Consider the following 21432-nt stretch of genomic DNA (forward strand, 5'->3'; position numbering starts at 1 on the left):
GCATTATTTGTCGGTATATCAGGGTCCGTCTACGCACAAGGTGCGGGCGGCGGCGGGGCGGCCGGGGGGCAAGGCGGCACGGGGATGAGCAAACCGAACGCAAGTGGTTCAACCGATACTGTGTCGGGCGCGTCCGGGGCGAATAGCATGGCACCCGCTGGTTCTACTCCGCACAAGAAGATGCACAAGAAGTCCAGCGCGGCCACGCCGGCCTCGGCCGCCAATCCGGGTTCGGGTGGCAGTTGAAAGGTCAGCTTTGACGATGTCTGGCGGTCGCACGTATTGCGGTTTCAGGCATAGTGAGATGACGCCGACCGCCGGTGTAATACTTCCGATTGGTGAGTAGCTTGTTAGGAGCATCGACCCCGCTCGTCCTGACGTTGGCGTTCGCCGCTGCGACCAAACACCGTCTGCTTCGAGGATTCTCCCTCTACTGATGCAGGCTCTGGTTAGGCCATCGGCCCGGTCACCACCCATGCGACTGCGGTCAGCACGGCCAGGCAAAAGGCGACCGGTGAACCGGCCCAACAGGTGACCAGACTCGCGAACTTGTCGAACTCGCGGGGATGCCATCCTTCTGATGTCGGAACTTCGTCGAGGAGTTGCAACTATCGACGTTCGTATGCTCGGCATGGGCGGATTTGACGTCGCAAGCGCAGTTGAGCAAAGCATCGTCGAGCTGAAGCATTACCAGCCGTTAGCCGTGGCCTTAGGGCAGCATCACCGTGCCGCCTATGATGGGCCGAGGAATTCCCCCGTCCAAAGAGGGAGGAGCTTTGAATACTGCAACCATCAAAAACCTGCGCCCAACCCAACTGACGCACGGTCTGCGCGAAATACGTCAGAAGACCCAGTTTTATCGATCGCTTTCCGGCCATGACCTTGAGATGGCAATAGCGGAAAAGCCTGTTCCTGTCGTATTGGGTCCTGGTGGTTCGCCTTTTGCGATTGATCATCATCACGTCGCGACCGCTTTGTGGCGTGCCGGGATCAAGACGATGCCGGCAGTGCTGGTTGCCGACTTGTCGTCGCTATCCTACGGGGAGTTCTGGCTGTCAATGGAAAACCAGCGCTGGACCTACCCGTACGACGCCAGAGGTCAGCGCAGAAACTTCGCGGATATACCGGACCACGTCTGGGCGTTAGCCGACGACGAATATCGCAGCCTCGCGGCATCGGTTCGGGACGCTGGCGGCTACGAAAAGACGACGGTGCCCCTCGAAGAGTTCCGGTGGGCGGACCTGTTTCGCACCTATCTTCCGTATCCCGGAACTGACGAAGAATTTGCTTCCGTAGAACGACAGGCGTTGAAGTTGGCAAAGAGTTCAGTCGCGGAGGGGTTGCCGGGCTACATCGGCGAGCCACGTTCCTGAGACAACTGCAAGCTACGAAGTGTCACTCCAGGACGGGGCAATTTCCTGCTGCGTCCATTGGGCTCGGGCATGCCCATCATCCACCGGAATGTGTCGGTCAGGAGGAGACAGATATGCAAATACTCACTGCACTTTTCGGAGAGGGAACGGACCTTTCTTCATTACAGATGGCGATGCGCGCAGCGGCTACGTTTTTTGCCGCTCTGGTCTTCATTCGGATATCGGGGCGACGTTCCTTCGGACAGCGCTCGCCTTTCGATTATGTTGTTGCCATTCTGCTCGGTGCGACACTGAGCCGAGCTATTGTTGGCGCGTCGCCCGCTGTCCCGACCCTTGTCGCATCGCTTGTCATCGTTCTGATCCATCGTGCCATCGCCTGGGCGTGTATTCGCTCTCGGACGCTGGAATCGTTAGTGGTAGGGGTTGAGCGAGAGGTCTACGGTGACGGACGATTTAACGAACATGAGATGCTGGCAGCGTTGATAACCCGAACCGATGTCCTTGAGACAGTTCGCCAGGAACTCGGCTCCGATGCCCTCGACAGGGTGAAAAGTGCGATTCTCGAGCGCAACGGCGAGATAAGTATTATCCGAAAGACGGACCCTTCGCGACCGTAAGCGCTCGGCGCTGAGGGTTCGCGCTGCCTGCAGTCTGCGGAGCTGAAACTTTCGAGACACACGTCTGCCTGCGAGTGGATCGTCCGGCTGTGTGATCGCGTATTCTTGTTCGTTGTTCGTTGCGCCGCGGGTTCGCTTACTCCTCGGCGTATTCAACCGTCAGCCACGCACGATGGGTGTGCGGCAGGCGGCGTTCGAGCACACCTGGCAATTGCAGCACGTTCAGGCCGAGCGCGGTATTGGCCCCCCGCCAGCGCGATCCGACCACCACCAGCGCATAGTCCGATCACGGTGACGAACCACAGTGTCGCGGCGGTCGTCACACCCATAATGAGACCGTCCTTGCGCAGATTTGCACCCGCACCGGTGAAACCGACGCCGGTCAGGATGCGAAGAGCAGGCGCATTAAATCTAGCACTGCGAACGAATGATCCGGATTGCCGGTCTGCGGCGGCAAAGCGGTCACCTGAACCATTGCGATACGCGCGGCAAGGCAAACCAGCAGGGTCGTGCGCAAACCTGCAGCCTTGCACGATTCGCCGCGATTCAGGCCGATCGCGGTGCCAGGCGACGAGCGCCACAGCGAACCGGATCGCGAAGTCTTGCCAGCCGGGGACGAGCGGCATCGGTTGCATGGTAGTGGGGCTCTCTACTGGGCGGTCGATTGACGCTTCGCATACTGGTGGTTGCCGATCGGCTGCCGCGAGCCGGACAAGTCAGACAGAGGACACGCAAGGCACATGCCAAACCGATTCGTCAGTGTTTTCGGACTTCGGGAATAGGGATTGCCCTGCCAGATCATGGCCTCCTCGAGTCGTTCACGCTTGCACTTGAAGCAACCCGGTGCACGGCGCGTGCCGGTCGCATAGTCGGCGGCGTCGAGCAGGAAGAGCGGCTCAAGAACATGAACGACGAATCAGCAATGGCGCGACATAAGGCGGATGTTTCCGACGGCGACTTCGAGATTTACGCGAGCTACCAGTGGCACTGGCGACGGTCGATATATGGGCAGCCTCAGGGTGATCAGGAAGTCTGACCGGAAGATTCTGTTCCCGTTCGACGGCGCGCCGCAGATCGGACCTTTCGCGACGCCGGCCGAAGCGCGTGAGGCGGCAGTGGAGTATGGCCGCAAGATCGTTGCGGCAGACCGGGCTGTGCCCGAAGAGTAACGCCTCTGATAGTACGCGGCGTACGTGGCGGCTCTGGCATGTAAGCGCACGATTCGAGGCACGTCGTGCCCGAGGTCGATCCGGTATTCAACCTGGTCGGCGGCGAAACGCAGACGCGCTCGTGGAACGGGGTTGCGAAAGGCGGCGCGCTGATTTCGATGCTCGCCGAACCGTCGCAAACCGAAGCGTCCCGCCGTGGCGCGCGCCGCGAACGCTTCACGGCGCGACCCGATGGCGGCCAACCAATCGCAATCTCCGCGTTGATCGACAAGGGCCATATACGCGGACACAACCGCCTTCGCTTCCCGATCAATTCCGCAAAGCGGTGATACGGCACGGATGGAATATCCTGCCGCGCAGGCGCAATTCAGCGGGTGGTGAGTCCCTGTTCGGGCGGCGGCCCGGCACCAATGCCAAAAGACTCATACTGGGAGATCACCTGGGCACCGAACAGCAGCAGCGTGGCAAGCCATTCGAGACTGAAGAGGATCACGATGGCAGTCGTCAACGAGCCGTAAACTACGCCGACTTTTGACAACGTGGCGAAATACCAGACCAGCATATGGCGCGTGATTTCCCACAGTAGGGCCGCCGTCACGCCGCCGAACAACGCGTGCCGAAGCACGGGGCGGCCAACCGGCATGACGAGGTAAATCGATGTCAGCACGAAGATTTCTCCTGCCACCCCCAGCAGATACAGTAGCGCGCGCGAAAATCCCTGCAGCGAAACATGGCGGCCGAACAGATCGATACCTTGCGCGCCGACCGCCTGCAAGCCAGTGGAAACAAACGTGACTATCAGCAGGCCGACGCCGAGAAAGAGGATGTAGCAATACGGCAGCAGTGCCGACAGCATGAAATGCCGCCGGCGGATCGCCACCCGATGCACGAAGATCACCGACATCGCGTTCTCCAACACGGTGAAAGCAAGCGAGCTGAAGAAGAACATCGTCACGAGCAGCACCCAGCTGATCACCGCGCGGTGCGCGAGGAAATTAGCGAGTTCATGGACGAGCGCGTCGGCCTGGCCCGGCACCAGCCAGCGCAGCAAACGTGCAAGCGTGTTGAGCAGAAGGCGCTGGTCCACCACGTGCGACAGCACAATGACAATCAGGATCAGAAGCGGAACAATCGAAAGGAGAGCGTAGTAAGCTACGGCGCCCGCCAGCAACATGCCCTGATTGGCGCGAAAGGCCTTCAGCGTCTGCAACAGGAAAGCGCCCGGATGGCGTGCAATGCTGCGCGCGCGGTGCAGCGTATCGACGCTCATGGCTGCGGCGCGAGCGCCGAAACGCGCGCAGTGGGCGCAACGGGCACGGCGGGTGGCGGATGGTCGACAGGCATGAAGGGCTCCTTGTTGGAATGGCGGGTGGACTGAACACAGCGGCCGAGGCAGTTCGCCTGAGTTACCTGTCGGACCCGCGGCGCTCGTGCACAAACTCGCACGCGTGGCGCAGACCCGAGACGATGGCGCTGTATGTGCGCTCACGCGTGGCGGCATCGGGTGCGCGCAGCGCGAACGACGGGAGATAGGTCGTCACCACGAGCCGTTCTCCATGTACGACCACGTTGCCGAGCGCGTCCCGCGGATGCGCATTGCGGTCTTTCAGCACGGTGACGCCCAACGCGACAATCACCCGCGCGCCCACCGTAGTCAGTTCCTGTTCGAGCCAATGGCCGTACACATCGATTTCGCGTTACGCCGGCTCTTGTCCAAAAGTTCGACGCTCATAACCAAGCAAGCCGCGTTCCGCGTTCGCATGGCGGCTTCGGTGCCGCATGGGCGCGTGCTCGTACTCGACGATTACCCGGGGGCATCCGACGAGTTGCGATTGCTGCTGGACGCCGATGGCCTTGAGTGCCTGTGGTTTGAAAAATTTGCGAGGGGCAGGCCATTGGGCGCAGCCGTCGCGAGACTTCTCGCCGCTCGTCGCCGAAGGCGAGCCCCCGCGCCTACTCAGGCGCGTACTTGAATTCGGGCAGCGCCTCCACGGACTTCTTCGTTGCGTCCGGCAGGATGAGCTGCCGCCGGTCGATCTGGAGATCGCGGAAGGGCACCGCCACCAGATGCTTGCCCATCCCCAGAAAGCCTCCCACGGACAGAATCGCGTAAGTGCTGCTGTCATTCGGCGCTACGACGAGGTCGTCCACTGTCCCGATCTTGTCCTTTTCGCGGTTATAGACGGTTGCGCCTTCGAGCTTGGAGGCTCGGTACCCAGCGGAGAGTTGGACGACATCGGTCCGCTTCTCCGTAATGGATTGAGGCACACCTTGAGCCAGGGCACCTGTGGTGAAAATCGCGGCGAGCAGTCCCGCGGAAACAAGCGTGGTCACTCGTTGAATCATGGTGTTCACCTTCTGTCGGCTAGCGCATGTACAGTGCCAGATGCAAAAATCATGCCGCGCGCTGCTACTGTTCCCGCTGTCGGCGTTAAGCCGCCCAACCTGGCTAGTATTGGACAAACTGGAGGAACGATTGACCATCGACGATGCCGCGCGAAGCTTAACGACGTGCCCGGGTGGCAGGCCCCAGCAAGAAACAGCGTTTTCTGCACGCCACGTTGCCGCCGCGCAGTCCGTTGCAAACGGCAAGTCGTGCGAGCACGGGGCGGGTTGGCATTGCCTTCACCTTTTTTCTTTCCGTTGCAGATCCGCTCGCTCTCGACGCAACGGCAGTAGTAGCTGAAGTGGCCGACGCCGGGAAATCGCGTGATGCTCCCTGTCTCGAGCATGATGGTTGCGGCAAGCGAGTCGCCGATGCCTGGCGTGGTCTTGAGGACGCGAAACTCCGAGCGCAATTTTACTTTCTGATGAAGAATGGCTTCGAGGGAGGGAATCTCCCCGCGTAGCGTGCGCAAGACCGCCAGGTTCGCCATCAGCGCGCGCTCGACGTGAAACGGCAGCGCGAGTGCCTGCACCGCGGCGTCGTCGAGACGTTATATGTGTTCACCATTGATGCGCAGGTTCAACTGTCTGGCCAGCAGGCTTTCGATACTCAGGATGTGCAGGGTGCGTTGCTGTACAAGCTGCATGCGCTTGCGTGCCAGGTCGTGCAAAGAGGTAGCGCTTCGATTCCGTCATCCGCCGTTTTCACTTCGAACTGTTCGGACTCGAAAAATAGCCCGACCGCAGCACACGCGGAGTGGTCATCATCTGCTAGCAGAAGTTTCTTTGACAGGGTATCGCCGTCGCCAATTGACGAGGTGTAAGCGTCCATGTGACCCCTCACGCAACGGGCATTCCCGGCCACCAGCGTTCGGTTTCATCTTATAGCCGTATGTAGCAAAGATGCTCGGCTCATTTGCGCATGGCGCTTTCGCCAATGCTTGCGCGTGCCAGCGACCACGACTGGACGTCACATCTTCTTCCGTTTCGGTAGCGCGAGCGTCGTGTCGACATCCTGAAGTCCACGCAATTGCAGATCCGTTGTGCGCGTTCACCCGCTGCGATCGTAAGTTTGCGATCTTCGGAAGAGCGCCGCCTGAATGGGAGGCACGGCCCGGGCCGTTGACGACCGGCGGGCCGTGCAATTCGTTGACCGCATTACGGTGCGGCATGCCGATTGCTCGGAATAAGGTCCGATCCAGCAGGAGTACATCATGACCGCACTAGACCCAAGCATCCAGCAACCGTCAACTGGAACAGGCGCGCACATCGTCGGCATCGCGAGCGGCGACGGCCCCGGCCCATACGTAATGGCCGCAGCCACGCTCGACGGCAACAAGGTCTTCACGTCGGATGGTGAACATGTAGGCAAGATCGCGGACATCATGCTCGATGTGCGCGGCGGCCGCATCGCGTATGCCGTGCTGTCGAGCGGAGGCTTTCTCGGAATGGGCGACACGCTGCACGCTATCCCATGGAGCGCGCTCACGTTGGATACGGACGAGAAGTGCTTCCGCCTGTTCGAAATGACCGCGGACCGCATCAAAAACGCGCCCGGATTCGATAAGGACCATTGGCCTTCGATGGTGGACCCCCAGTGGGGTTCTTCGGTGCACGAATACTACAACCGCCGGCCATACTGGATGGCCACGCGGGATGTTGTCGAAGGAGACCCCCGCGACCTTTAACTGCACGGCAAACAGACGGCGGTGTCAGAGGAACTGACATCTCCGCCTCACGTGAATTCGCCACCTGATTCTACTCGAGGGGCTTGATTCAGCCTGCGCACACGGATGCAAGTCGGCGTCCGAGTTGGATCATCGTCACCGACTGAGGCACCAATACACTGCACGCCAGGTGCCGACGAGCGAAGACCCAGCGTCGGAAGCGATGCTGCCCCTGGTGCGTCAATGCCCAACGCGATGTGGTGGGCTTCAGATTGTCCGAGATCTTGGAAAGCGGCTAGCCATGCTGTCTGATATGTCATGCCAAATTATCCGAATGAATATTCTGTACTTGATGGCGTTCTGGCCAAGCTGGATCTTCCGTGCCGAAGCGTCAACGCACTCGCGGGGGCGAGCGCAGCGCTGACCGGTTCAGGGTACCGCTTGCCGCTGCCTGGCCGCGGCGCCACGCTGGCGCGCTGGCGTGTCCTGGCGACGATCGCCGGCCGTGACCTGTCGCTCGTAAAAATCTATGAGTCGCACACGGACGCGCTCGCGATTCTTGCCGAATCACGCGCTCCGATGGCGCTCACGCCCGGGGGCATCTGGGCTGTGTGGGCGGCCGAGCCTCCTGACGCAGTCTTGCGGGCGGACCGCGACTGCGATGCGGTAATGACACTCACTGGCACCAAAGCGTGGTGCTCAGGAGCGGCCTTCGTCACCGACGCGCTTGTCACCTGCCGCGACTCGCTCGGGGAAAAATGGCTTGCTGCAGTCCACCTTCGGCAACCCGGTATCCATGTAACCGAACGGGGCTGGCATGCGGTCGGCATGGCAGCAACACAAAGTGTTGAAGTCGAGTTTGACGCCGTGCCCGCAACACCTGTCGGCGTATCGGGCGAGTATCTGAGCCGCCCGGGATTCTGGCAGGGTGCAGCGGGTATTGCGGCCTGCTGGTATGGCGCCGCAGCTGCGCTTGGGAACACCTTGCGTCGCGCGGTCGTGCGTCGCGACGATCCTTACAGGCGCGCACACCTGGGGACGGTCGATGCCGCGCTCACCGGCGCCGCCTCAGTACTGCGCGAGACGGCCGCGTGGATCGACGATAACCCGCACTGCAATGCAATGATAGTCGCGCTTCGTGCCCGCAGCGTGACGGAAGCGGCGGTCTGTACGGTTCTGGAGGCGACAGGACGTGCGTTGGGTGCAACGCCCTTTTGCCGCGACCGCTGGTTTGCGCAGATGAGTGCCGACTTGCCAGTATTTGTGCGGCAGAGCCACGCGGAACATGACCTCGCTGCGCTCGGCCAGTCGGTTGCGCGCGATCACGATGAGTGGTCGCTATGACGACGCGCGTACAGTATTTTGACGACAAGTTCCGACGCGACGATGACCCCTGGCGGTGCAACATCAGTTGGTACGAGCGGCGAAAGCGCGCGCTCATGCTGGCCGCACTACCACGCGAGCGTTTTAGGCATGGGTTTGAGCCGGGTTGCGGCAACGGATCAATTGCAGCGGAACTTGCCGCGCGCTGCGATCGGCTGTTGTGTTCGGATTTTTCATCGCGTGCGGTCGAGCTCACCCGCCATCGCCTCATTGGCATTCCCGGGGCACGCGTCGAGCAGCTTGAGATGCCTGAGCATTGGCCCCATGAACGATTCGACCTGATCGTGCTCAGCGAACTGGCGTATTACCTCGCGCCACGCAAACTCGCGTCACTCGTCGAGCACGTGCTGTTGTCATTGACAGACGATGGTTACGTAGTGAGTTGCCACTGGCGGTACCCGATCGAACCATGGGCGCAGACAGTTGACGACATATCGAACGCGTTCCATCGGCCCGGATTACTGCATCGAATGGTTGAACACGTGGAACCGGATTTCACACTCGAACTCTGGTCAAAGTGCGCTCGCTCCGTCGCGCAATGGGAGGGCCTGGTGTGATCGGCATCGCGATGCGAGGAATTAGGCGCCTTGACACGCCGCTGGGTATCTTCTTTCGTCAGCCCGCCGTCTGTGGCTGCGCGCGCCCAGCGATCGTGCCGTAACAGTCGCTATGCAGACGCTGGACGTGCTTGTTGCGAAGAAGACTTCATCGATCATGCATTGGACCAGGAACTGGGATCTGATGCGTTGACTGCTCGAAAGACCGGTAAGGTCGACCAGGAATACTTCGTCGCATTCAATTGTGGCTCTGTACCCAAGGTGATCGATCACGGCGCCATCGGTTATATCTGCGAAGACGTTCAGAGTGCAATACGTACGTTGCAACATCTCAACGAACGGTCGCGAACGGAAATACTGGCTCAGTTCGAACGGCGCTTCGGTGCCAGGACCATGGCGTAGAAATGCGTCGACAGCTTTGGGGCGCTGCGTCACGGCGGGCAACGCACAGCGATACTGCAAACCGTCACCGGTTGATTCGTGTCTGGACGGAGCTGGGTCTGGAGGGGAGTGCGGTCCGCTGGCTATGGGTCACGGGGTTGGCTTCGCAGGGTTGGCTTCGCAGGGTCAAGGCCACAGATCCCGTTCGTTTGCCGCGACGCAACGGGTCGAATCTACATTCATGATCGTTATGGTGTTCAGTACACCGACGCTGGAGCCCACCTGGCTGAAACGCGCCGTAAATCGCTCAAGCGGGAAATATCATTTGTCCGTTCGTGGACGATGGAAGTCTTCCCGACATTACTGGACAGGACGTTCTGCAGTGTGGTCTGTCCGTGCATCCAACCGTTGCCGTTGGACGCGCTCGGATAAGCGCGGTTGCACCGTCGCAACTACTCGGCGCGGTGCCCGTGACTCTAGCCGATCGCATGCCAACGCTTCTTCACGGTTCATTTCATTGCAGCCCGGTACGTTGGGCGTTGTCTATTCCATTCCAGGTCGCCACTCTTACCCGTGCTGCACTGCGGGGGCACGTGCCTTGCTGCTGGTTGGACATAAAAATGATTCCACTCGGCCCAGATCGCGGTTCCGTCCAGCGGCAATCAGGTCGACTGAAGGCAGGTTGTACCGTCTGGCGCCGCGATCAGTCTTTGAAGTCTTTACCCGAGTTCAAGTATGCCTCTGTGTGGCTCCCTGCCGTGAGCTGGCGGAGAATACGACATATCGTTCCGCGTTTGCGCCGTCATTCTGGTCGGTCTCAGCGGATGTGTAGATCAATGTCTTTTATTGAAATTTCAAGGAGATTCTCATGTCCCAGAAACCCTTCCTGACGGACGTCCAGACCTTGCGCAAGCGTGCCCGTCAGCATATCGACGAAGGTGCGGTAACGGCTGGCTACGAGGCGGACCGCGAAACTGTCCTGAAATTACTCAACGACTCGCTGGCCACAGAAATCGTCTGTGTGCTGAGGTACAGGCGCCATCACTTCATGGCAAAGGGACCGTCATCCAAAAGCGTCGCAGATGAGTTTCTGGTCCATTCGAACGAGGAGCAGGGTCATGCCGATCAGATCGCAGAACGCATAGTCCAGTTGGGTGGCGAACCCAACTTTGCACCCGACGGATTGGTGAGCCGGAGCCACGCTGAATATGTGGAAGGCACATCCCTCGTAGACATGATCAAGGAAGACCTTGTCGCTGAGCGCATCGCCATCGACAGTTATCGCGACATCATCCAGTACCTCGGCGAAAAAGACCCGACGACGCGGCGCATGATGGAGGGAATTCTCGCAGTGGAAGAAGAACACGCTGACGACATGGCGGATTTGCTCGGAGGCCTTGCGGCAAAGAGCTGAGCGGACGGCCCACGCAAGAGCGGGGCAAAGTCGATTTCAATCTATCTGTAGGCTCCCAGAACTGGCGGCCCGCGCGTTCAGAGTCGACTGTAGCGCGGTGCCGGCGGGCGAGAGTCCCGACTTGGCCATGGTGCACGTCGTTACGTCGGCCGTATCTGACTACATTCCGGCTAGTGCATATCGGCGGCAATGTTCGAGGTATCCAGCTTCGTGACTACTGACGAGTTCGACAATGCTGTTCCATAGCCAAGGGGGGGCATCAATGGTCTTGGAACGGTTGCGCCTCAACTCTTTCAGCCAGGCCCGGCGGGAGCCGTGATCCATCTGTCGGGCGTGTGCTTTACCGACGATCTGCGCGAGGTAGCGCGCCACATCCATCGCTTCGGCCTGACTGATTTGTTCAACCTCGAGTTTGATGTCCTGCGGAAGTAATTCCCGGATGACCACTGACCGGTCCTGCAATCGGTCTGCGCGCATCCGTTCGCCTAGAAACGGCGACAGGTGGCGCGCCCCTTCAAGGACGCGTTCCGCGTTGTCGCGTGGCATGCTTGCGCCCGAGTATCGAGGGGCTGCCGCCTTTATCCCTTCCTTTATATCGACAAGGCAAAGGTCGTCTCCCTCAACCACACCGCCGTCCACGTCGAGTAGCACGGCATAGCGCAGCCGGCCAAGCGAACTACACCCTTTCACCCAATAGGCGGCATCTAGCACGGTCACCTGACCGTTATCACTGCGTCCCCGCAGACTGGTGGCGAGCTGGCTGATGGCACCCTTTTCGAACAATGAGGAGATCTGTGCAGCTTCATCCTTCGTGAGGGGCCAGAAACGCTTGCCGAGCGGGATCGTCGGCCTGGTGTCTTCAAGGCGTTCGACTGCCAGGTGCTTCCACGATCGGCGGACCGCTTCCTTCATGACAACCCGCACGGTCTCTGGCTTTTCGCCGAGATCGAGATGCTTTCCCTTTGCGGCCTTGTCGAACGCGCATTCATATCCATCGGCGAGCGCCTCCATCATATGGACCGTGGTCAGCCCGGGCAGGTCCGAACCACGCGCGGCGGTCGCAAGCGATAGCCCTAGCCGAATCAGATCGTGGGCGGGATTTCCGATAACGGTCTGGTCGAGATCCCGGATCTGAACTTCGACGCGGCCCTGGGCATCCGCAACAGGACCCAGGTTGCCGGTGTGACAATCTCCGCAGATCCATATCGCGGGGCCCTCGGGCAAAGCTTTATTGTCACTTGCATCAAGCCATTCGTAAAACTGCGTGGTGTTCCCACGGACATAGGCATGGGCTGACCGCGCCATTTTTGCGTTACGTGTGGCAAGCAGGATGGCCTGCCGGCTTTTGAAGTCAGGCAGTTTCTCACCGCCGGTACGCTTCTTTTCGTCGGTTTGCTTTTTGGCCATGGCGTGATCTCGAGATAAAGTGGACGTGGTCCAGAGGCATCGCTTGCTGGATAGAATGCACCAAAAGTTATTGGCGCGCGCGGGCCCGGTATGTCAGGGAGATTGTGCTTAATTCGTGTCCGGCGATATTTCGCTCACTCGCGTGGCAGTTGGCCCACAACCCGTTTCCTTACCCGACTGTTCCGCAAAGTCGCCGGCTGGGCGTTCCGGGCAAGCTTCAGCCCTTCAAGGGCGACAGAGTCGTAGTACTCGACAAGGGGCATTTCCTTCAACAATGTCTCGGCTTGCTGGAGCGCTTCCTGGGGATCGTCTGCCAGTATCCGTTGATAGAAGTTGGTCGGCGGAGTGAGCGGTGGGCGATCCCCGAAAAGCACGTCGATGAATTCCAGTTTCTCGATAGAGGTGGCAACCGCCAGAACGATGCCGGTGGTCTCAAGGGGGTTGACGACTGGCGATAGGAATTGCTGTGCCAGGGAGATGGGCGACGCAGGCGGCTCGTGGACCTCCACGGGCATCGGTGCTTTTTCAGCCGGTCGCGCCGACACGGGACTGCCTCCGCCGTTTGCCCTGGTGGGACGCGAGAGGGGCTCGAGCGCGTTTGATGCGGTCTCGAGAAACGCGTCGGCTCGTCCAACTGTCGACTCTTGCACACGCTCGATCTTTTTTCTATGGCGGCCTGGTACTGAGGTGCCTCGGTCGCGAGTTGGGCGATCTGGGCGCCGAGCAGGGTTCCTACACCTGCGATCAGAGTCAACGCCAAAGGGACCGTAACTACAACAGAAGGTAGTTTTGCCTGTTTCAGACGCCGAAGCAAATCGACCAACGGTGCCGCAAGAAAGCTGAGCAGGACCGCAAGCGTGATTGGGACTAGAACGACCCGTTCAAGATCCAGGGCGAAAATTACAACGACGGAGGTAACAAGGGACGTCAACGCTCGGAGATGGGGGGCATCCGTAGGCGCCACCTTTGTCGCTGGCCATCGTGGCGGATTCGGAGTCATCTAAGCTTGCAGGAGGGGTATAACGCGCCATTACACGTTCTATCCGGCATAGAACGGGTCTGGCGGTCTGGTACGTATTCGGTTCCGACTGGGCCGGAAATGGCAGGCCATGGACACTGCCTTTCTGTGTCTCGCGGTGGGACACGGATTACAAATCGGGTCAACCGGTACCAACATGAGAGAACCGCGTGGCTTACGAACGAACCTCGTTGCAATCGGGCAAGGGCGCTCAGAGAGCGGGAGCGAACCATCCCGATCGGATTTTCACGGGCATGCCCTAACTTGATCGCTCCATGACGCGTAACGATGCATCGAGCTTCATTTGCCGCGCGCGATGCATTGGAAGCAGCACTACCGCATGGAGGGAATCGAGGCGACTGCGCCAGTACGACGGCGAAAATATGTCCGAACAGATTTTCCAGCTGCAGAATCTCTCGGTTGATTTCATGGTGAGTCATTTTTTGTTCCGATACTGCTCTGTGGGCGGAAGGCGTCCTGTGGCGCGCCGGAGAGTGCAGTGCGGCGTCGGCCGCCTTCATTCCATAGCAATCGGTCGTTCGTCTCAGGTTAGTTGTACTGCCCTTCATGACGTCGTGGGTTGCCACCCGGTTCCACGTGCGGGCGAATGACTCGTGCACTAACCTAACGCCCTGTGAATCCGCATGAAGGCAAGTGGTACCTGTTGAAACCGCGTGCGGCACCGACGCGCCGCGCGGTGGCGTCAAATATGAAGCGTCCGTGGCCGGCACATGGCAGCTGCCATGCGAGGCAGTGCAACGTGAAGGGCGCTCCCGGAACGCGCTCATCCGACACATGCCGCCATGTGGTCGCAGCCATCATGTCTGCGACGCTGCCGACGATTGACGATTCGCGCGACGAGGGGAATCGGCGCTCGCAGGTTCGACGTAGTCGCGGCGAACTCCACCAGGCGTTACCGGTGCTGCGCAACGATCATGCCAGTGCTCGAAGTGGTAAAGACCGTCAACTCGCAGTGCCGCCGGTCCACCGGAAAATCGGGCGATGCCGGTCTGAAAAACGTACGGAACGCCTCCCGACAGTTGCGACCGATCGCGATGGACAGTATGCGCCCGCACTCCACCGCAGAAAACCACAGGCCACATCTCGCGCTCGGTCCAGAAATTGCTGGTCCGTGGGACCATGTAGAGAAGAGAAGACAGGGCGAGCTAGGGCGCGTGTGAGGATGCGTTCTGAGCGCACACATGCTTGGCACTGCCACCTTCTATCCGCCATCAGTACAGCCGGCTCAACGCGGCAGTGCTTTTTCATCGGTCCGTCATGTCCGTGTGCGCACGGACAGAACAACAAAACGGAGTGCAAAATGATCGGCATTATTATTCCGGCCCACAACGAGGGCTGCTGCATCGGGGAGTGCGTTAGCGCCGCAATGCTGGCGGCGCGCCACAAGGAGCTCGGCGGCGAGGACGTGCAGGTGACGGTGGTGCTGGACTCGTGCATGGACGATACGGGCCAGATTGCCGCGTCACTGGGTGCGCAGATCATCGAGGTCGCGGGCCGCAATATCGGCATGGCCCGCGCGACGGGCGCGCGCGCTGCGCTAGAAAGCGGTGCGCGATGGCTCGCCTTCACGGATGCCGACTCTGTGGTTCCTGCAGACTGGCTTGTCCAGCAGTTGCGCTGCAGCGCGGACGCGGTATGCGGCATAATCGGCGTTCACGACTGGTCAGGGCACTGCGACGCGGTGCGGGAAGACTTTCTCAGGACATACTGCGACGCTGACGGCCACCATCATATTCATGGCGCGAATCTCGGTGTCTCCGCGACCGCATACCTTAGAGCGGGCGGATTCCCGTTGCTTGAATCTAACGAAGATGTCGCCTTCGTCCAGGCGCTGATTGGTACCGGCGCCACTATCGCGTGGACCGCATCGACGCGTGTCGTGACAAGCGCACGGATGGACTGCCGGGCTCGCCGGGGATTTGGTGCAACGTTGCGGGGGGTCAGCAGACGATTGGCGCCACTGGGCTGGCCCCGCGCCGCATTGCTCGATGAATTCGAGCCAGAGTGAACAAGGAAGGTTGTGCACGGGGCACGGATAGTTCGCCACGCGCGCAGGGTCAATTTCACGACGGACTGACGCAGTACGCGAAGGTGCCTGCTCGAACCTCGAAGCTCGCACTTCGCGTTGATCGTTGATATCTCGGGAGAACAATGATGCTCAGGAGACAGTTCATTCTGAGCGCGAGCGCGGCGCTCGCAACGGGCGGCTTCGGTCTGGCTGGCTGCACGACTACGCCCCCGAAATCCGGATCGGACACGTCGGAAAATGCCGATAAGCGCCGGTCCATCAATGCCGGTGTCGATACAACGCTCGCGCGACCGTACACCGCCGCCAGTGGTTCGCGCGAACTCGTCGCGAAAGCGCGCGGTGTGCTGGTGTTCCCGTCGGTCACCCAGGCCGGTTTCTGGATCGGCGGGCAGTACGGCGAAGGCGCGCTGCGCGTGGGTGGCCAGACGGCCGGCTACTACAGCACGGCGGGCGGCTCGTTCGGTCTGCAGATCGGCGCGCAGTCCAAGGCGATCATTTTCCTGTTCATGACGCAGGATGCGCTCGACCGCTTCCGCAACAGCGATGGCTGGGCCGTCGGCGCCGACGCGACGGTCGCCGTGGTGAAGGTCGGGGCGAACGGCAATATCGATACGTCAACCGCGACTGACCCGATACAGGCCTTCGTGCTGACCAATGCGGGCCTGATGGCCGGCGTGTCGCTGGAAGGCACCAAGGTCACGCGGCTCAGGATCTGACACGCTGGGTCCTGGCGGTCCAGGCGACGCGTATCTGAATTCGGGCAATGCTTTCAGCGAGTCCCGGGTGGCGCCAGGCAAACGCATCTGTTTATCGACGACGTGCAGACTGTCAAAGGGCACCGCGACCTGGTGGGTACCGGGACCGGGAATACCACCGACGGACAGAATGGCGTAGGTCACGCGATCTTTGGGGCTCACAACCAGATCGTCGATCGTTCCGATCGTGTCCGTGCGCTCGTTGTAGACGGTCGAGCCGATGACCCTGGAGGCCCTGTATCCGGACGTCAGCTGAACGACATCGCCCCGGGTCGTGTTGATCGATTGCACCGTCCCCTGGGCCCGCAGGGTGTCAGTGACAAAAGCGTTGGCGAGCATCAGCGCGCACGTAACGATCGCGAACTTCGTATCGACCTCGCTACGTGTCAGTCAACGAAGGAGCGAATGGGGCCGCCAGGCGCGATCGTGCCGTTCGCGGCGAAAGCCATGCTGCTCACTGCACGCGCTCCTGCCACTCTCAGTTTGCGCCTCATTGCGGCGAGCCGACAGTCGTCATGCGCGGAGCGCGCCGGTTGTATCACGCAATGTAATTTCGTACTCCCCAATGCACTCACTTTATCGGTCCGGCGGGGACGGAGACGGTGACATGGCGCAGCGGCAACGGCGCGGCCAGGCACGCCGTTTGCGCAAATTGTTGAGCCTGCCCGGTAGGGGCGGTAACCCATCCATGGATCAGTTTTGCACTGGAGGTCGGCCATGAACAAGGATCAGGTCAAGGGGACGGCGGAGAAGGTCAAGGGCAAGGTGAATGAGGCGGTTGGACACGCAACGGGCAATACGAAACAGGAAGTCAAGGGCGATGTCCAGCAAGCGGCGGGCGCAGCACGGAAGAAGGCGGGCGATGTCAAGGAAGCCGTCAAGGATACGCCCCGGAAGCCCGTCTGAAAAGAGGGTCCTCAGACAGGTCAGGACCGCGCTCAGGACGGCGTTCTGATCTGTCGATGCGCGGGCCAACGTACGGTTTCGCTGGCCCGTTTCCGTTTCTCCTGTCGCGTCCTTATACGCGCACGGTCTGCGCGAAGTACCTGAACGGAGTTGCCAGATGCGTATCGCGCAGATTGCGCCGTTGCATGAAGCGGTGCCGCCGAAGCTCTACGGCGGCACGGAACGCGTGGTGTCGTACCTCACCGAGGAACTGGTCGGGCTGGGGCACGACGTCACCCTGTTCGCAAGCGGTGACTCACGGACAGGCGCGCATCTCGAAGCCGCCTGGCCGCACGCCCTGCGGCTCGATCCTGGAATCTCCGATACGTTTGCCCCGCACCTGTTGCTGCTCGAGAAGGTGCGGCGCGTCGCCCATACGTTTGACGTCCTGCATTTCCATCTGAGCTATTTGCCGTTCCCGACGTTTTCGCAGCTCGTCGTGCCGTTCGTGACCACGCTGCACGGGCGTCTCGATCTGCCGGAACTGCAGCCGGTGTTCGACATGTTCCCGCAGGCGCCGGTCGTATCGATTTCAGATTCGCAGCGGGTCCCGTTGCCGCACGCGAACTGGCTCGACACCGTCTATCACGGTCTGCCGGAAAAGCTGCTGACGCCACAGTCTTCGGCACAACCGCGATATCTGGCTTTCCTCGGCCGGATCTGTGCTGAAAAACGTGTTGATCTCGCCATCGAGGTCGCCGCCCGCGCCGGACTGCCGCTGAAGATTGCGGCGAAGGTGGACAGGGCCGACGAAGCGTACTTCCGGGACGTGATCCAGCCGCTGCTGTCGCAGCCGCATATCGAATTCGTCGGCGAGATCGATGACACAGAGAAATCCGGATTCCTCTCGGGCGCCCGCGCGCTGCTGTTCCCGATCGACTGGTCCGAGCCATTTGGCCTGGTGATGATCGAGGCGATGGCATGTGGCACGCCCGTCATTGCGTTCAATCGGGGCTCGGTACCGGAAGTGATTTCACACGGTGTGACAGGCTATATCGTCGATGATGTGACAGGAGCGGTCGATGCCGTGACACGCCTCGACATGCTGTCCCGAACGGAAATCCGTGCGGCCTTCGTGCACCGCTTCACCGCCAGGGCCATGGCACAGCATTACATGAGCATCTATACAGCGCTCGTCCAGACAGCAGGATCGCCGGCATTACGTCAGGCCGTCGTCGGCTGACCGGACGGGAATTCCATCGCCCCGCACCGTTACCGGTCCGGCTGTGCCGCGCCTGCCGTCAGTAGATCGGAAACACGAAGTCCGGCGTCGGCGTAAAACGGATGCCGGAATCCGGACAGATGACGCGCCCCCTGACGGCGACCCGCTGCCCCAGATAAGGCAGCAGAAGCAAAGGGTCCGGTGCGCCAGCCTTGCCGAGCACGATGTCGGTCACGACCCTGTCGTTGCAGGGAGAGGTTGACGGACGGTCCAGCCGGAGCGACGTATGGTCGCCCGGCACGTCCTGTTCGCTGCCCCGCTGGATCGTGCCAGTGATCCAGATGTCCTGTCGCAACGGCAACGTTTTCAGGGGTGGCTCAGCAGCCACCACAGTAGCTGCTGAGCCGGCGGCGGCCAGGACGGCCGCCCCGAGCATTGCCTGCGCGCGTTTTTTCATGATGCTGCTCCCATCTGGCTTGTGAACCGTCCCGGGCGTCCCGAAGGCTGGCTGGTCCGGTTCAGACGCGGTTCACAGCGCACCCTTCACAGCACAACTATTAGCCAGCCTTCCCGCCGGGCATACGAAAGCCCGACGAGTGCTCGCTCGGGTGCGCCCTGTGACCCGCCTCGGGGCGGCTGCCGCCGCCAAGCAAGGCCATCACCCTACGGTCACTGGATTGGCGGCACAACGCCCAGCTTCTCGGCCAGCATGCGCTCGTACACGCCGAAGTGCAGATTGACTTCATCCTGACTGACAGTCGTCACGGTGATGTTCACCTGCTCCGGCAGCAGGCCGAGCACGACCGCGATGGCCGCCTCCAGGTGCGGTGCACAAACGCTGTCTTCCATCAGGGTCGTGCCGACGGCGATATCGTAGGTCTGTTCCTGCTGGAAGACGATCTCGACCAGCCGCGCGCGGGCGCTCATGTTGTTGTCGATCGCGAGTTGCACGACCTCCGCCACGCTACGCATCAATTCCGTCGGAAAACCTCTGGTCGAGCGCAGCCGGACGCGGTGTCTGCCAAGCGTGAGCCAGTCTGAATCGAATTCCATGGTGTCCTCCGGTTCCGTAGCAGTGCACCGCGATAATAGGATTTGGCAGGCGATTTTCAAGACCGGAATTTCACCCCCGCCCCTTGAAATTTTCACCGTAGGTTCTATCTTTGATTTCGCTCAGGCAGATGCGCCGGTTACATCCGGTGCGCTGCGTGTTTCGATTTGTTTGCCAGCGGCCTGGCAGGCGGACTGGAGCGCGTAGGCCCGTTCGCCTCCTCGCTGCATCGAAGGAGGATACGATGAGTGATCTCTTTTCCGGAACCGACCTGTTCAGTGAGTTTGACCGTCTGCAGCGGCAGATGGACAGCCTGTTCGGCGGCTTCCCGTCCAGCATTCGCGCCGGTCGCCTCGGCGCCTTCCCGCAGGTCAACATCGGCGCGACCGACGACTCGATCGAGATAGTCGCATTCGCGCCGGGCGTTAACGCCGCTGAACTCGACGTGTCGATCGACAAGGGGCTGCTGACGATTGCCGGCGAGCGCAAGCCAGCGCGGCCGGAGGCCAGTGGCGACACCCACGGCGACCCGACCCGCGACGATATCCGCACCTACGCGCAGGAGCGCTTCACCGGTGCGTTCCGCCGCGTGATCGAACTGCCACAGAATGCCGACCCCGACAGGGTGCAGGCCCGCTACACCAACGGCTGCCTGTCGATCACCGTCGGCAAGCGCGAAGCGTCGAAGCCGCGGGCCATCACCGTGCAGTAATGCCAGTCATTCGAGGAGCAGGCCATGAACGACAGGACACAGGTTGCTGAACGCGACCAGAAATCAGTAGCACGACGCGAGGGCGACCAGCCGGCACGACGGATGACGCTCACACCGGCCGTGGACGTGTTCGAGGGCAGCCAGGGCATTACGCTGTGGGCAGACCTTCCAGGCGTCACAAAGGACAAACTCGACGTGAAGGTGCACGACGGCAATCTCTACATCGAGGCCGAAGCGGTCGTGCCCACACCCGCCGGTCTGCGGCTGCAGCACGCCGAGATCCGTGAACCGCATTTCGCGCGCGCGTTCTCGCTGAGCCCGGACTTCGACACATCGAAGATCGATGCAAACCTGCAGGACGGCGTGCTGAAGCTGACGATTCCGCGTCGCGACGAAGCACGGCCGCGACGGATCGAGGTGCAGACGAACTGAGCCCGGAAGACCAGCATCGACGACAGGAGAAAAACCGGTGGCGGCCGCCAGGTCGCCACCGCCCGGGGTCGCGGAGGCGCAGTCCATAGACGTCAGCAGAAACGTTGCAGTGAGGGCGCAATCGCGGAATGCCTGTTCTCCTGCCAGACCATCGAGGAGCATGAGATGAACGCCGACCCGAAAAAGTGGAACCCTTTCAAATTTCTTCGCGGTGCAGGACGCAAGCCGGAGGCGGGCAGTGGGCAAAGCCCGCCCGACAGCGAACCGTCGCGTGGTCCGTGGCCTGACATTTCGCGACTTTTCCCCCGTGATCCGTGGCGCGCCATGGAGGATTTTTTTCACGATCCGTTCGCGGCGCGTGGCGCGCTCGAACGATGGTTTGGCGACTTCAGTTCATCGCGTTTCCAGCCGCGCATCGACGTGGTTGACGAAGGGAAGATACTGCGCGTGACTGTCGAGCTGCCAGGCATGGAGCGGGAGGATCTGAACGTCAGCGTCGAGGATGGGGCACTGGTGTTGCGCGGCGAGAAAAAGCAGGATGTGCACAGCGAGGAAGACGGCTGCTACCGGCTTGAACGCGCATACGGGGCCTTCACGCGCACGATCCCGATGCCGGAAAACGCCGACTCCGACCACGCTCTCGCAAAGTTTGACAAGGGTGTGCTTACGTTGACCGTGCCGAAACAGGAGTCGCTGCGATCCGAGAGCCGCACGATCGATATTGGCTAACGTTGGGCGGCGACGTGGCGTTTAGGAGGTGAATGAATGGGCGTAGCCTGGGTCGTTAGCTCAGCAGGTAGAGCAGCGGACTTTTAATCCGTTGGTCACTGGTTCGAATCCAGTACGGCCCAACTCCCGATGCGCCGGCCACGAGCGTTCATTAGCCGGGGGAATTCACAGATGCATATTGCGTATGCGCGCCAACGATCCGGGGTGCGGGCTGTCGGAAGGAGC

27 protein-coding genes, 1 tRNA gene and 3 pseudogenes are annotated in these 21432 nt (G+C 60.9%); 18 read left to right on the forward strand and 13 right to left on the reverse strand.

Annotated features, from left to right (window positions below):
• Positions 1-246: hypothetical protein (locus FSO04_RS47170; RefSeq protein ID WP_199203094.1), on the forward strand; the 246-nt coding region annotated here is incomplete at its 5' end.
• Between the two features lie 203 nt (positions 247-449).
• Here FSO04_RS47170 and FSO04_RS37620 read toward each other — a convergent pair.
• The gene (locus tag FSO04_RS37620) at positions 450-608 is read right to left on the reverse strand and encodes a low affinity iron permease family protein (RefSeq protein WP_414693505.1); all 159 of its coding nucleotides are present in this window, start codon (positions 606-608) and stop codon (positions 450-452) included.
• Between the two features lie 168 nt (positions 609-776).
• Here FSO04_RS37620 and FSO04_RS37625 point away from each other — a divergent pair, with 168 nt between their 5' ends.
• Complete coding sequence (locus FSO04_RS37625; protein ID WP_154566548.1) at positions 777-1373, forward strand: ParB-like protein; 597 nt, start codon at positions 777-779, stop codon at positions 1371-1373.
• 113 nt (positions 1374-1486) lie between these two features.
• A complete protein-coding gene (locus FSO04_RS37630) occupies positions 1487-1990 on the forward strand; it encodes a DUF421 domain-containing protein (RefSeq protein WP_154566549.1) in 504 nt (167 codons plus the stop codon).
• 136 nt (positions 1991-2126) lie between these two features.
• Here FSO04_RS37630 and FSO04_RS48405 read toward each other — a convergent pair whose 3' ends face one another.
• Together FSO04_RS48405 and FSO04_RS37635 are read right to left on the reverse strand one after the other, a co-directional pair.
• Positions 2127-2261 carry a hypothetical protein gene (locus FSO04_RS48405; RefSeq protein WP_267905074.1) on the reverse strand — a complete coding sequence of 45 codons (135 nt, stop codon included), beginning with the start codon at positions 2259-2261 and terminating at the stop codon, positions 2127-2129.
• Between the two features lie 37 nt (positions 2262-2298).
• A pseudogene (locus FSO04_RS37635) lies at positions 2299-2625 on the reverse strand (MgtC/SapB family protein); the annotation flags it as partial.
• Positions 2626-2912: 287 nt separating this feature from the next.
• Here FSO04_RS37635 and FSO04_RS37640 point away from each other — a divergent pair.
• Together FSO04_RS37640 and FSO04_RS37645 are read left to right on the forward strand one after the other, a co-directional pair.
• Positions 2913-3159 (forward strand): annotated as a pseudogene (locus tag FSO04_RS37640) (DUF6723 family protein).
• Positions 3160-3224: 65 nt separating this feature from the next.
• Positions 3225-3488: a zinc-binding dehydrogenase gene (locus FSO04_RS37645; protein ID WP_168435978.1), complete on the forward strand. Its 264-nt coding sequence runs from the start codon at positions 3225-3227 to the stop codon at positions 3486-3488.
• A 38-nt stretch (positions 3489-3526) separates the two neighbouring features.
• Here the strand turns inward: FSO04_RS37645 and FSO04_RS37650 are convergent, their stop codons facing one another.
• From FSO04_RS37650 to FSO04_RS47905, 4 genes are all read right to left on the reverse strand, one after another.
• On the reverse strand, positions 3527-4429 hold the full coding sequence (locus FSO04_RS37650) for a YihY/virulence factor BrkB family protein (RefSeq protein WP_154566550.1): 903 nt from the start codon (positions 4427-4429) through the stop codon (positions 3527-3529).
• A 136-nt stretch (positions 4430-4565) separates the two neighbouring features.
• On the reverse strand, positions 4566-4844 hold the full coding sequence (locus tag FSO04_RS37655) for a uracil-DNA glycosylase family protein (RefSeq protein ID WP_154566551.1): 279 nt from the start codon (positions 4842-4844) through the stop codon (positions 4566-4568).
• Positions 4845-5112: 268 nt separating this feature from the next.
• Complete coding sequence (locus FSO04_RS37660; protein WP_097389062.1) at positions 5113-5505, reverse strand: PRC-barrel domain-containing protein; 393 nt, start codon at positions 5503-5505, stop codon at positions 5113-5115.
• Between the two features lie 5 nt (positions 5506-5510).
• Positions 5511-6077: a transposase gene (locus FSO04_RS47905; protein ID WP_233465142.1), complete on the reverse strand. Its 567-nt coding sequence runs from the start codon at positions 6075-6077 to the stop codon at positions 5511-5513.
• A 681-nt stretch (positions 6078-6758) separates the two neighbouring features.
• Here FSO04_RS47905 and FSO04_RS37670 point away from each other — a divergent pair.
• The 5 genes from FSO04_RS37670 to FSO04_RS37690 all read left to right on the forward strand — a co-directional run bounded on the left by FSO04_RS37670 (position 6759) and on the right by FSO04_RS37690 (position 10946).
• Entirely contained in the window at positions 6759-7232 is a 474-nt protein-coding gene (locus FSO04_RS37670) for a PRC-barrel domain-containing protein (protein WP_154566552.1), read from the forward strand.
• Between the two features lie 297 nt (positions 7233-7529).
• Positions 7530-8555 carry an acyl-CoA dehydrogenase family protein gene (locus tag FSO04_RS37675; protein WP_154566553.1) on the forward strand — a complete coding sequence of 342 codons (1026 nt, stop codon included), beginning with the start codon at positions 7530-7532 and terminating at the stop codon, positions 8553-8555.
• Positions 8552-9151 (forward strand): SAM-dependent methyltransferase, encoded by a 600-nt coding sequence (locus FSO04_RS37680; RefSeq protein WP_154566554.1) that lies wholly within the window; start codon positions 8552-8554, stop codon positions 9149-9151. The genes FSO04_RS37675 and FSO04_RS37680 overlap by 4 nt, the downstream gene beginning before the upstream one ends.
• A 30-nt stretch (positions 9152-9181) precedes the next feature.
• Positions 9182-9553 (forward strand): hypothetical protein, encoded by a 372-nt coding sequence (locus tag FSO04_RS48875; RefSeq protein ID WP_233465143.1) that lies wholly within the window; start codon positions 9182-9184, stop codon positions 9551-9553.
• Positions 9554-10400: 847 nt separating this feature from the next.
• On the forward strand, positions 10401-10946 hold the full coding sequence (locus FSO04_RS37690) for a ferritin-like domain-containing protein (protein ID WP_154566555.1): 546 nt from the start codon (positions 10401-10403) through the stop codon (positions 10944-10946).
• A 159-nt stretch (positions 10947-11105) separates the two neighbouring features.
• On the opposite strand, the gene FSO04_RS37695 is transcribed toward FSO04_RS37690, so the two are convergent.
• From FSO04_RS37695 to FSO04_RS47920, 3 genes and pseudogenes are all read right to left on the reverse strand, one after another.
• The gene (locus tag FSO04_RS37695; protein ID WP_154566556.1) at positions 11106-12353 is read right to left on the reverse strand and encodes a DUF2252 domain-containing protein; all 1248 of its coding nucleotides are present in this window, start codon (positions 12351-12353) and stop codon (positions 11106-11108) included.
• A gap of 134 nt (positions 12354-12487) precedes the next feature.
• Entirely contained in the window at positions 12488-12898 is a 411-nt protein-coding gene (locus FSO04_RS47915) for a hypothetical protein (RefSeq protein WP_233465147.1), read from the reverse strand.
• Positions 12899-13071: 173 nt separating this feature from the next.
• A pseudogene (locus FSO04_RS47920) lies at positions 13072-13353 on the reverse strand (AI-2E family transporter); the annotation flags it as partial.
• A gap of 1339 nt (positions 13354-14692) precedes the next feature.
• Here FSO04_RS47920 and FSO04_RS37705 point away from each other — a divergent pair.
• Both FSO04_RS37705 and FSO04_RS37710 read left to right on the forward strand, forming a co-directional pair.
• Complete coding sequence (locus FSO04_RS37705) at positions 14693-15400, forward strand: glycosyltransferase family 2 protein (RefSeq protein WP_097389071.1); 708 nt, start codon at positions 14693-14695, stop codon at positions 15398-15400.
• Positions 15401-15546: 146 nt separating this feature from the next.
• Positions 15547-16137 (forward strand): BPSL1445 family SYLF domain-containing lipoprotein, encoded by a 591-nt coding sequence (locus FSO04_RS37710; protein WP_154566573.1) that lies wholly within the window; start codon positions 15547-15549, stop codon positions 16135-16137.
• Here FSO04_RS37710 and FSO04_RS37715 read toward each other — a convergent pair.
• Complete coding sequence (locus FSO04_RS37715; RefSeq protein ID WP_097389073.1) at positions 16036-16515, reverse strand: PRC-barrel domain-containing protein; 480 nt, start codon at positions 16513-16515, stop codon at positions 16036-16038. The two genes, FSO04_RS37710 and FSO04_RS37715, sit on opposite strands and share 102 nt — an antisense overlap.
• Positions 16516-16893: 378 nt before the next feature.
• On the opposite strand from FSO04_RS37715, the gene FSO04_RS37720 reads away from it, so the two are divergent.
• Both FSO04_RS37720 and FSO04_RS37725 read left to right on the forward strand, forming a co-directional pair.
• Entirely contained in the window at positions 16894-17082 is a 189-nt protein-coding gene (locus tag FSO04_RS37720) for a CsbD family protein (protein WP_154566557.1), read from the forward strand.
• Positions 17083-17239: 157 nt separating this feature from the next.
• Complete coding sequence (locus FSO04_RS37725) at positions 17240-18304, forward strand: glycosyltransferase family 4 protein (protein ID WP_154566558.1); 1065 nt, start codon at positions 17240-17242, stop codon at positions 18302-18304.
• Positions 18305-18362: 58 nt separating this feature from the next.
• Here the strand turns inward: FSO04_RS37725 and FSO04_RS37730 are convergent, their stop codons facing one another.
• Both FSO04_RS37730 and FSO04_RS37735 read right to left on the reverse strand, forming a co-directional pair.
• Entirely contained in the window at positions 18363-18740 is a 378-nt protein-coding gene (locus FSO04_RS37730) for a hypothetical protein (protein ID WP_154566559.1), read from the reverse strand.
• Between the two features lie 212 nt (positions 18741-18952).
• Positions 18953-19336 carry a hypothetical protein gene (locus FSO04_RS37735; protein ID WP_154566560.1) on the reverse strand — a complete coding sequence of 128 codons (384 nt, stop codon included), beginning with the start codon at positions 19334-19336 and terminating at the stop codon, positions 18953-18955.
• 242 nt (positions 19337-19578) lie between these two features.
• On the opposite strand from FSO04_RS37735, the gene FSO04_RS37740 reads away from it, so the two are divergent.
• The 4 genes from FSO04_RS37740 to FSO04_RS37755 all read left to right on the forward strand — a co-directional run bounded on the left by FSO04_RS37740 (position 19579) and on the right by FSO04_RS37755 (position 21329).
• On the forward strand, positions 19579-20046 hold the full coding sequence (locus FSO04_RS37740; RefSeq protein ID WP_154566561.1) for an Hsp20/alpha crystallin family protein: 468 nt from the start codon (positions 19579-19581) through the stop codon (positions 20044-20046).
• A 24-nt stretch (positions 20047-20070) separates the two neighbouring features.
• On the forward strand, positions 20071-20478 hold the full coding sequence (locus tag FSO04_RS37745; protein WP_154566562.1) for an Hsp20/alpha crystallin family protein: 408 nt from the start codon (positions 20071-20073) through the stop codon (positions 20476-20478).
• A gap of 165 nt (positions 20479-20643) precedes the next feature.
• Positions 20644-21207: an Hsp20/alpha crystallin family protein gene (locus FSO04_RS37750; protein ID WP_154566563.1), complete on the forward strand. Its 564-nt coding sequence runs from the start codon at positions 20644-20646 to the stop codon at positions 21205-21207.
• Between the two features lie 49 nt (positions 21208-21256).
• Positions 21257-21329, forward strand: a tRNA-Lys gene (locus tag FSO04_RS37755).
• Positions 21330-21432 lie beyond the last annotated feature (103 nt).

The organism is Paraburkholderia madseniana (genome assembly GCF_009690905.1).
Taxonomy (GTDB): domain Bacteria; phylum Pseudomonadota; class Gammaproteobacteria; order Burkholderiales; family Burkholderiaceae; genus Paraburkholderia; species Paraburkholderia madseniana.

Coding starts and splice junctions, on each gene's coding strand:
- FSO04_RS37630 (WP_154566549.1), top strand. CDS start 1,487: ATGCAAATACTCACTGCACTTTTCGGAGAGGGAACGGACCTTTCTTCA.
- FSO04_RS37650 (WP_154566550.1), bottom strand. CDS start 4,429: ATGAGCGTCGATACGCTGCACCGCGCGCGCAGCATTGCACGCCATCCG.
- FSO04_RS37660 (WP_097389062.1), bottom strand. CDS start 5,505: ATGATTCAACGAGTGACCACGCTTGTTTCCGCGGGACTGCTCGCCGCG.
- FSO04_RS37670 (WP_154566552.1), top strand. CDS start 6,759: ATGACCGCACTAGACCCAAGCATCCAGCAACCGTCAACTGGAACAGGC.
- FSO04_RS37675 (WP_154566553.1), top strand. CDS start 7,530: ATGCCAAATTATCCGAATGAATATTCTGTACTTGATGGCGTTCTGGCC.
- FSO04_RS37680 (WP_154566554.1), top strand. CDS start 8,552: ATGACGACGCGCGTACAGTATTTTGACGACAAGTTCCGACGCGACGAT.
- FSO04_RS37690 (WP_154566555.1), top strand. CDS start 10,401: ATGTCCCAGAAACCCTTCCTGACGGACGTCCAGACCTTGCGCAAGCGT.
- FSO04_RS37695 (WP_154566556.1), bottom strand. CDS start 12,353: ATGGCCAAAAAGCAAACCGACGAAAAGAAGCGTACCGGCGGTGAGAAA.
- FSO04_RS37705 (WP_097389071.1), top strand. CDS start 14,693: ATGATCGGCATTATTATTCCGGCCCACAACGAGGGCTGCTGCATCGGG.
- FSO04_RS37710 (WP_154566573.1), top strand. CDS start 15,547: ATGCTCAGGAGACAGTTCATTCTGAGCGCGAGCGCGGCGCTCGCAACG.
- FSO04_RS37715 (WP_097389073.1), bottom strand. CDS start 16,515: ATGCTCGCCAACGCTTTTGTCACTGACACCCTGCGGGCCCAGGGGACG.
- FSO04_RS37720 (WP_154566557.1), top strand. CDS start 16,894: ATGAACAAGGATCAGGTCAAGGGGACGGCGGAGAAGGTCAAGGGCAAG.
- FSO04_RS37725 (WP_154566558.1), top strand. CDS start 17,240: ATGCGTATCGCGCAGATTGCGCCGTTGCATGAAGCGGTGCCGCCGAAG.
- FSO04_RS37730 (WP_154566559.1), bottom strand. CDS start 18,740: ATGAAAAAACGCGCGCAGGCAATGCTCGGGGCGGCCGTCCTGGCCGCC.
- FSO04_RS37735 (WP_154566560.1), bottom strand. CDS start 19,336: ATGGAATTCGATTCAGACTGGCTCACGCTTGGCAGACACCGCGTCCGG.
- FSO04_RS37740 (WP_154566561.1), top strand. CDS start 19,579: ATGAGTGATCTCTTTTCCGGAACCGACCTGTTCAGTGAGTTTGACCGT.
- FSO04_RS37745 (WP_154566562.1), top strand. CDS start 20,071: ATGAACGACAGGACACAGGTTGCTGAACGCGACCAGAAATCAGTAGCA.
- FSO04_RS37750 (WP_154566563.1), top strand. CDS start 20,644: ATGAACGCCGACCCGAAAAAGTGGAACCCTTTCAAATTTCTTCGCGGT.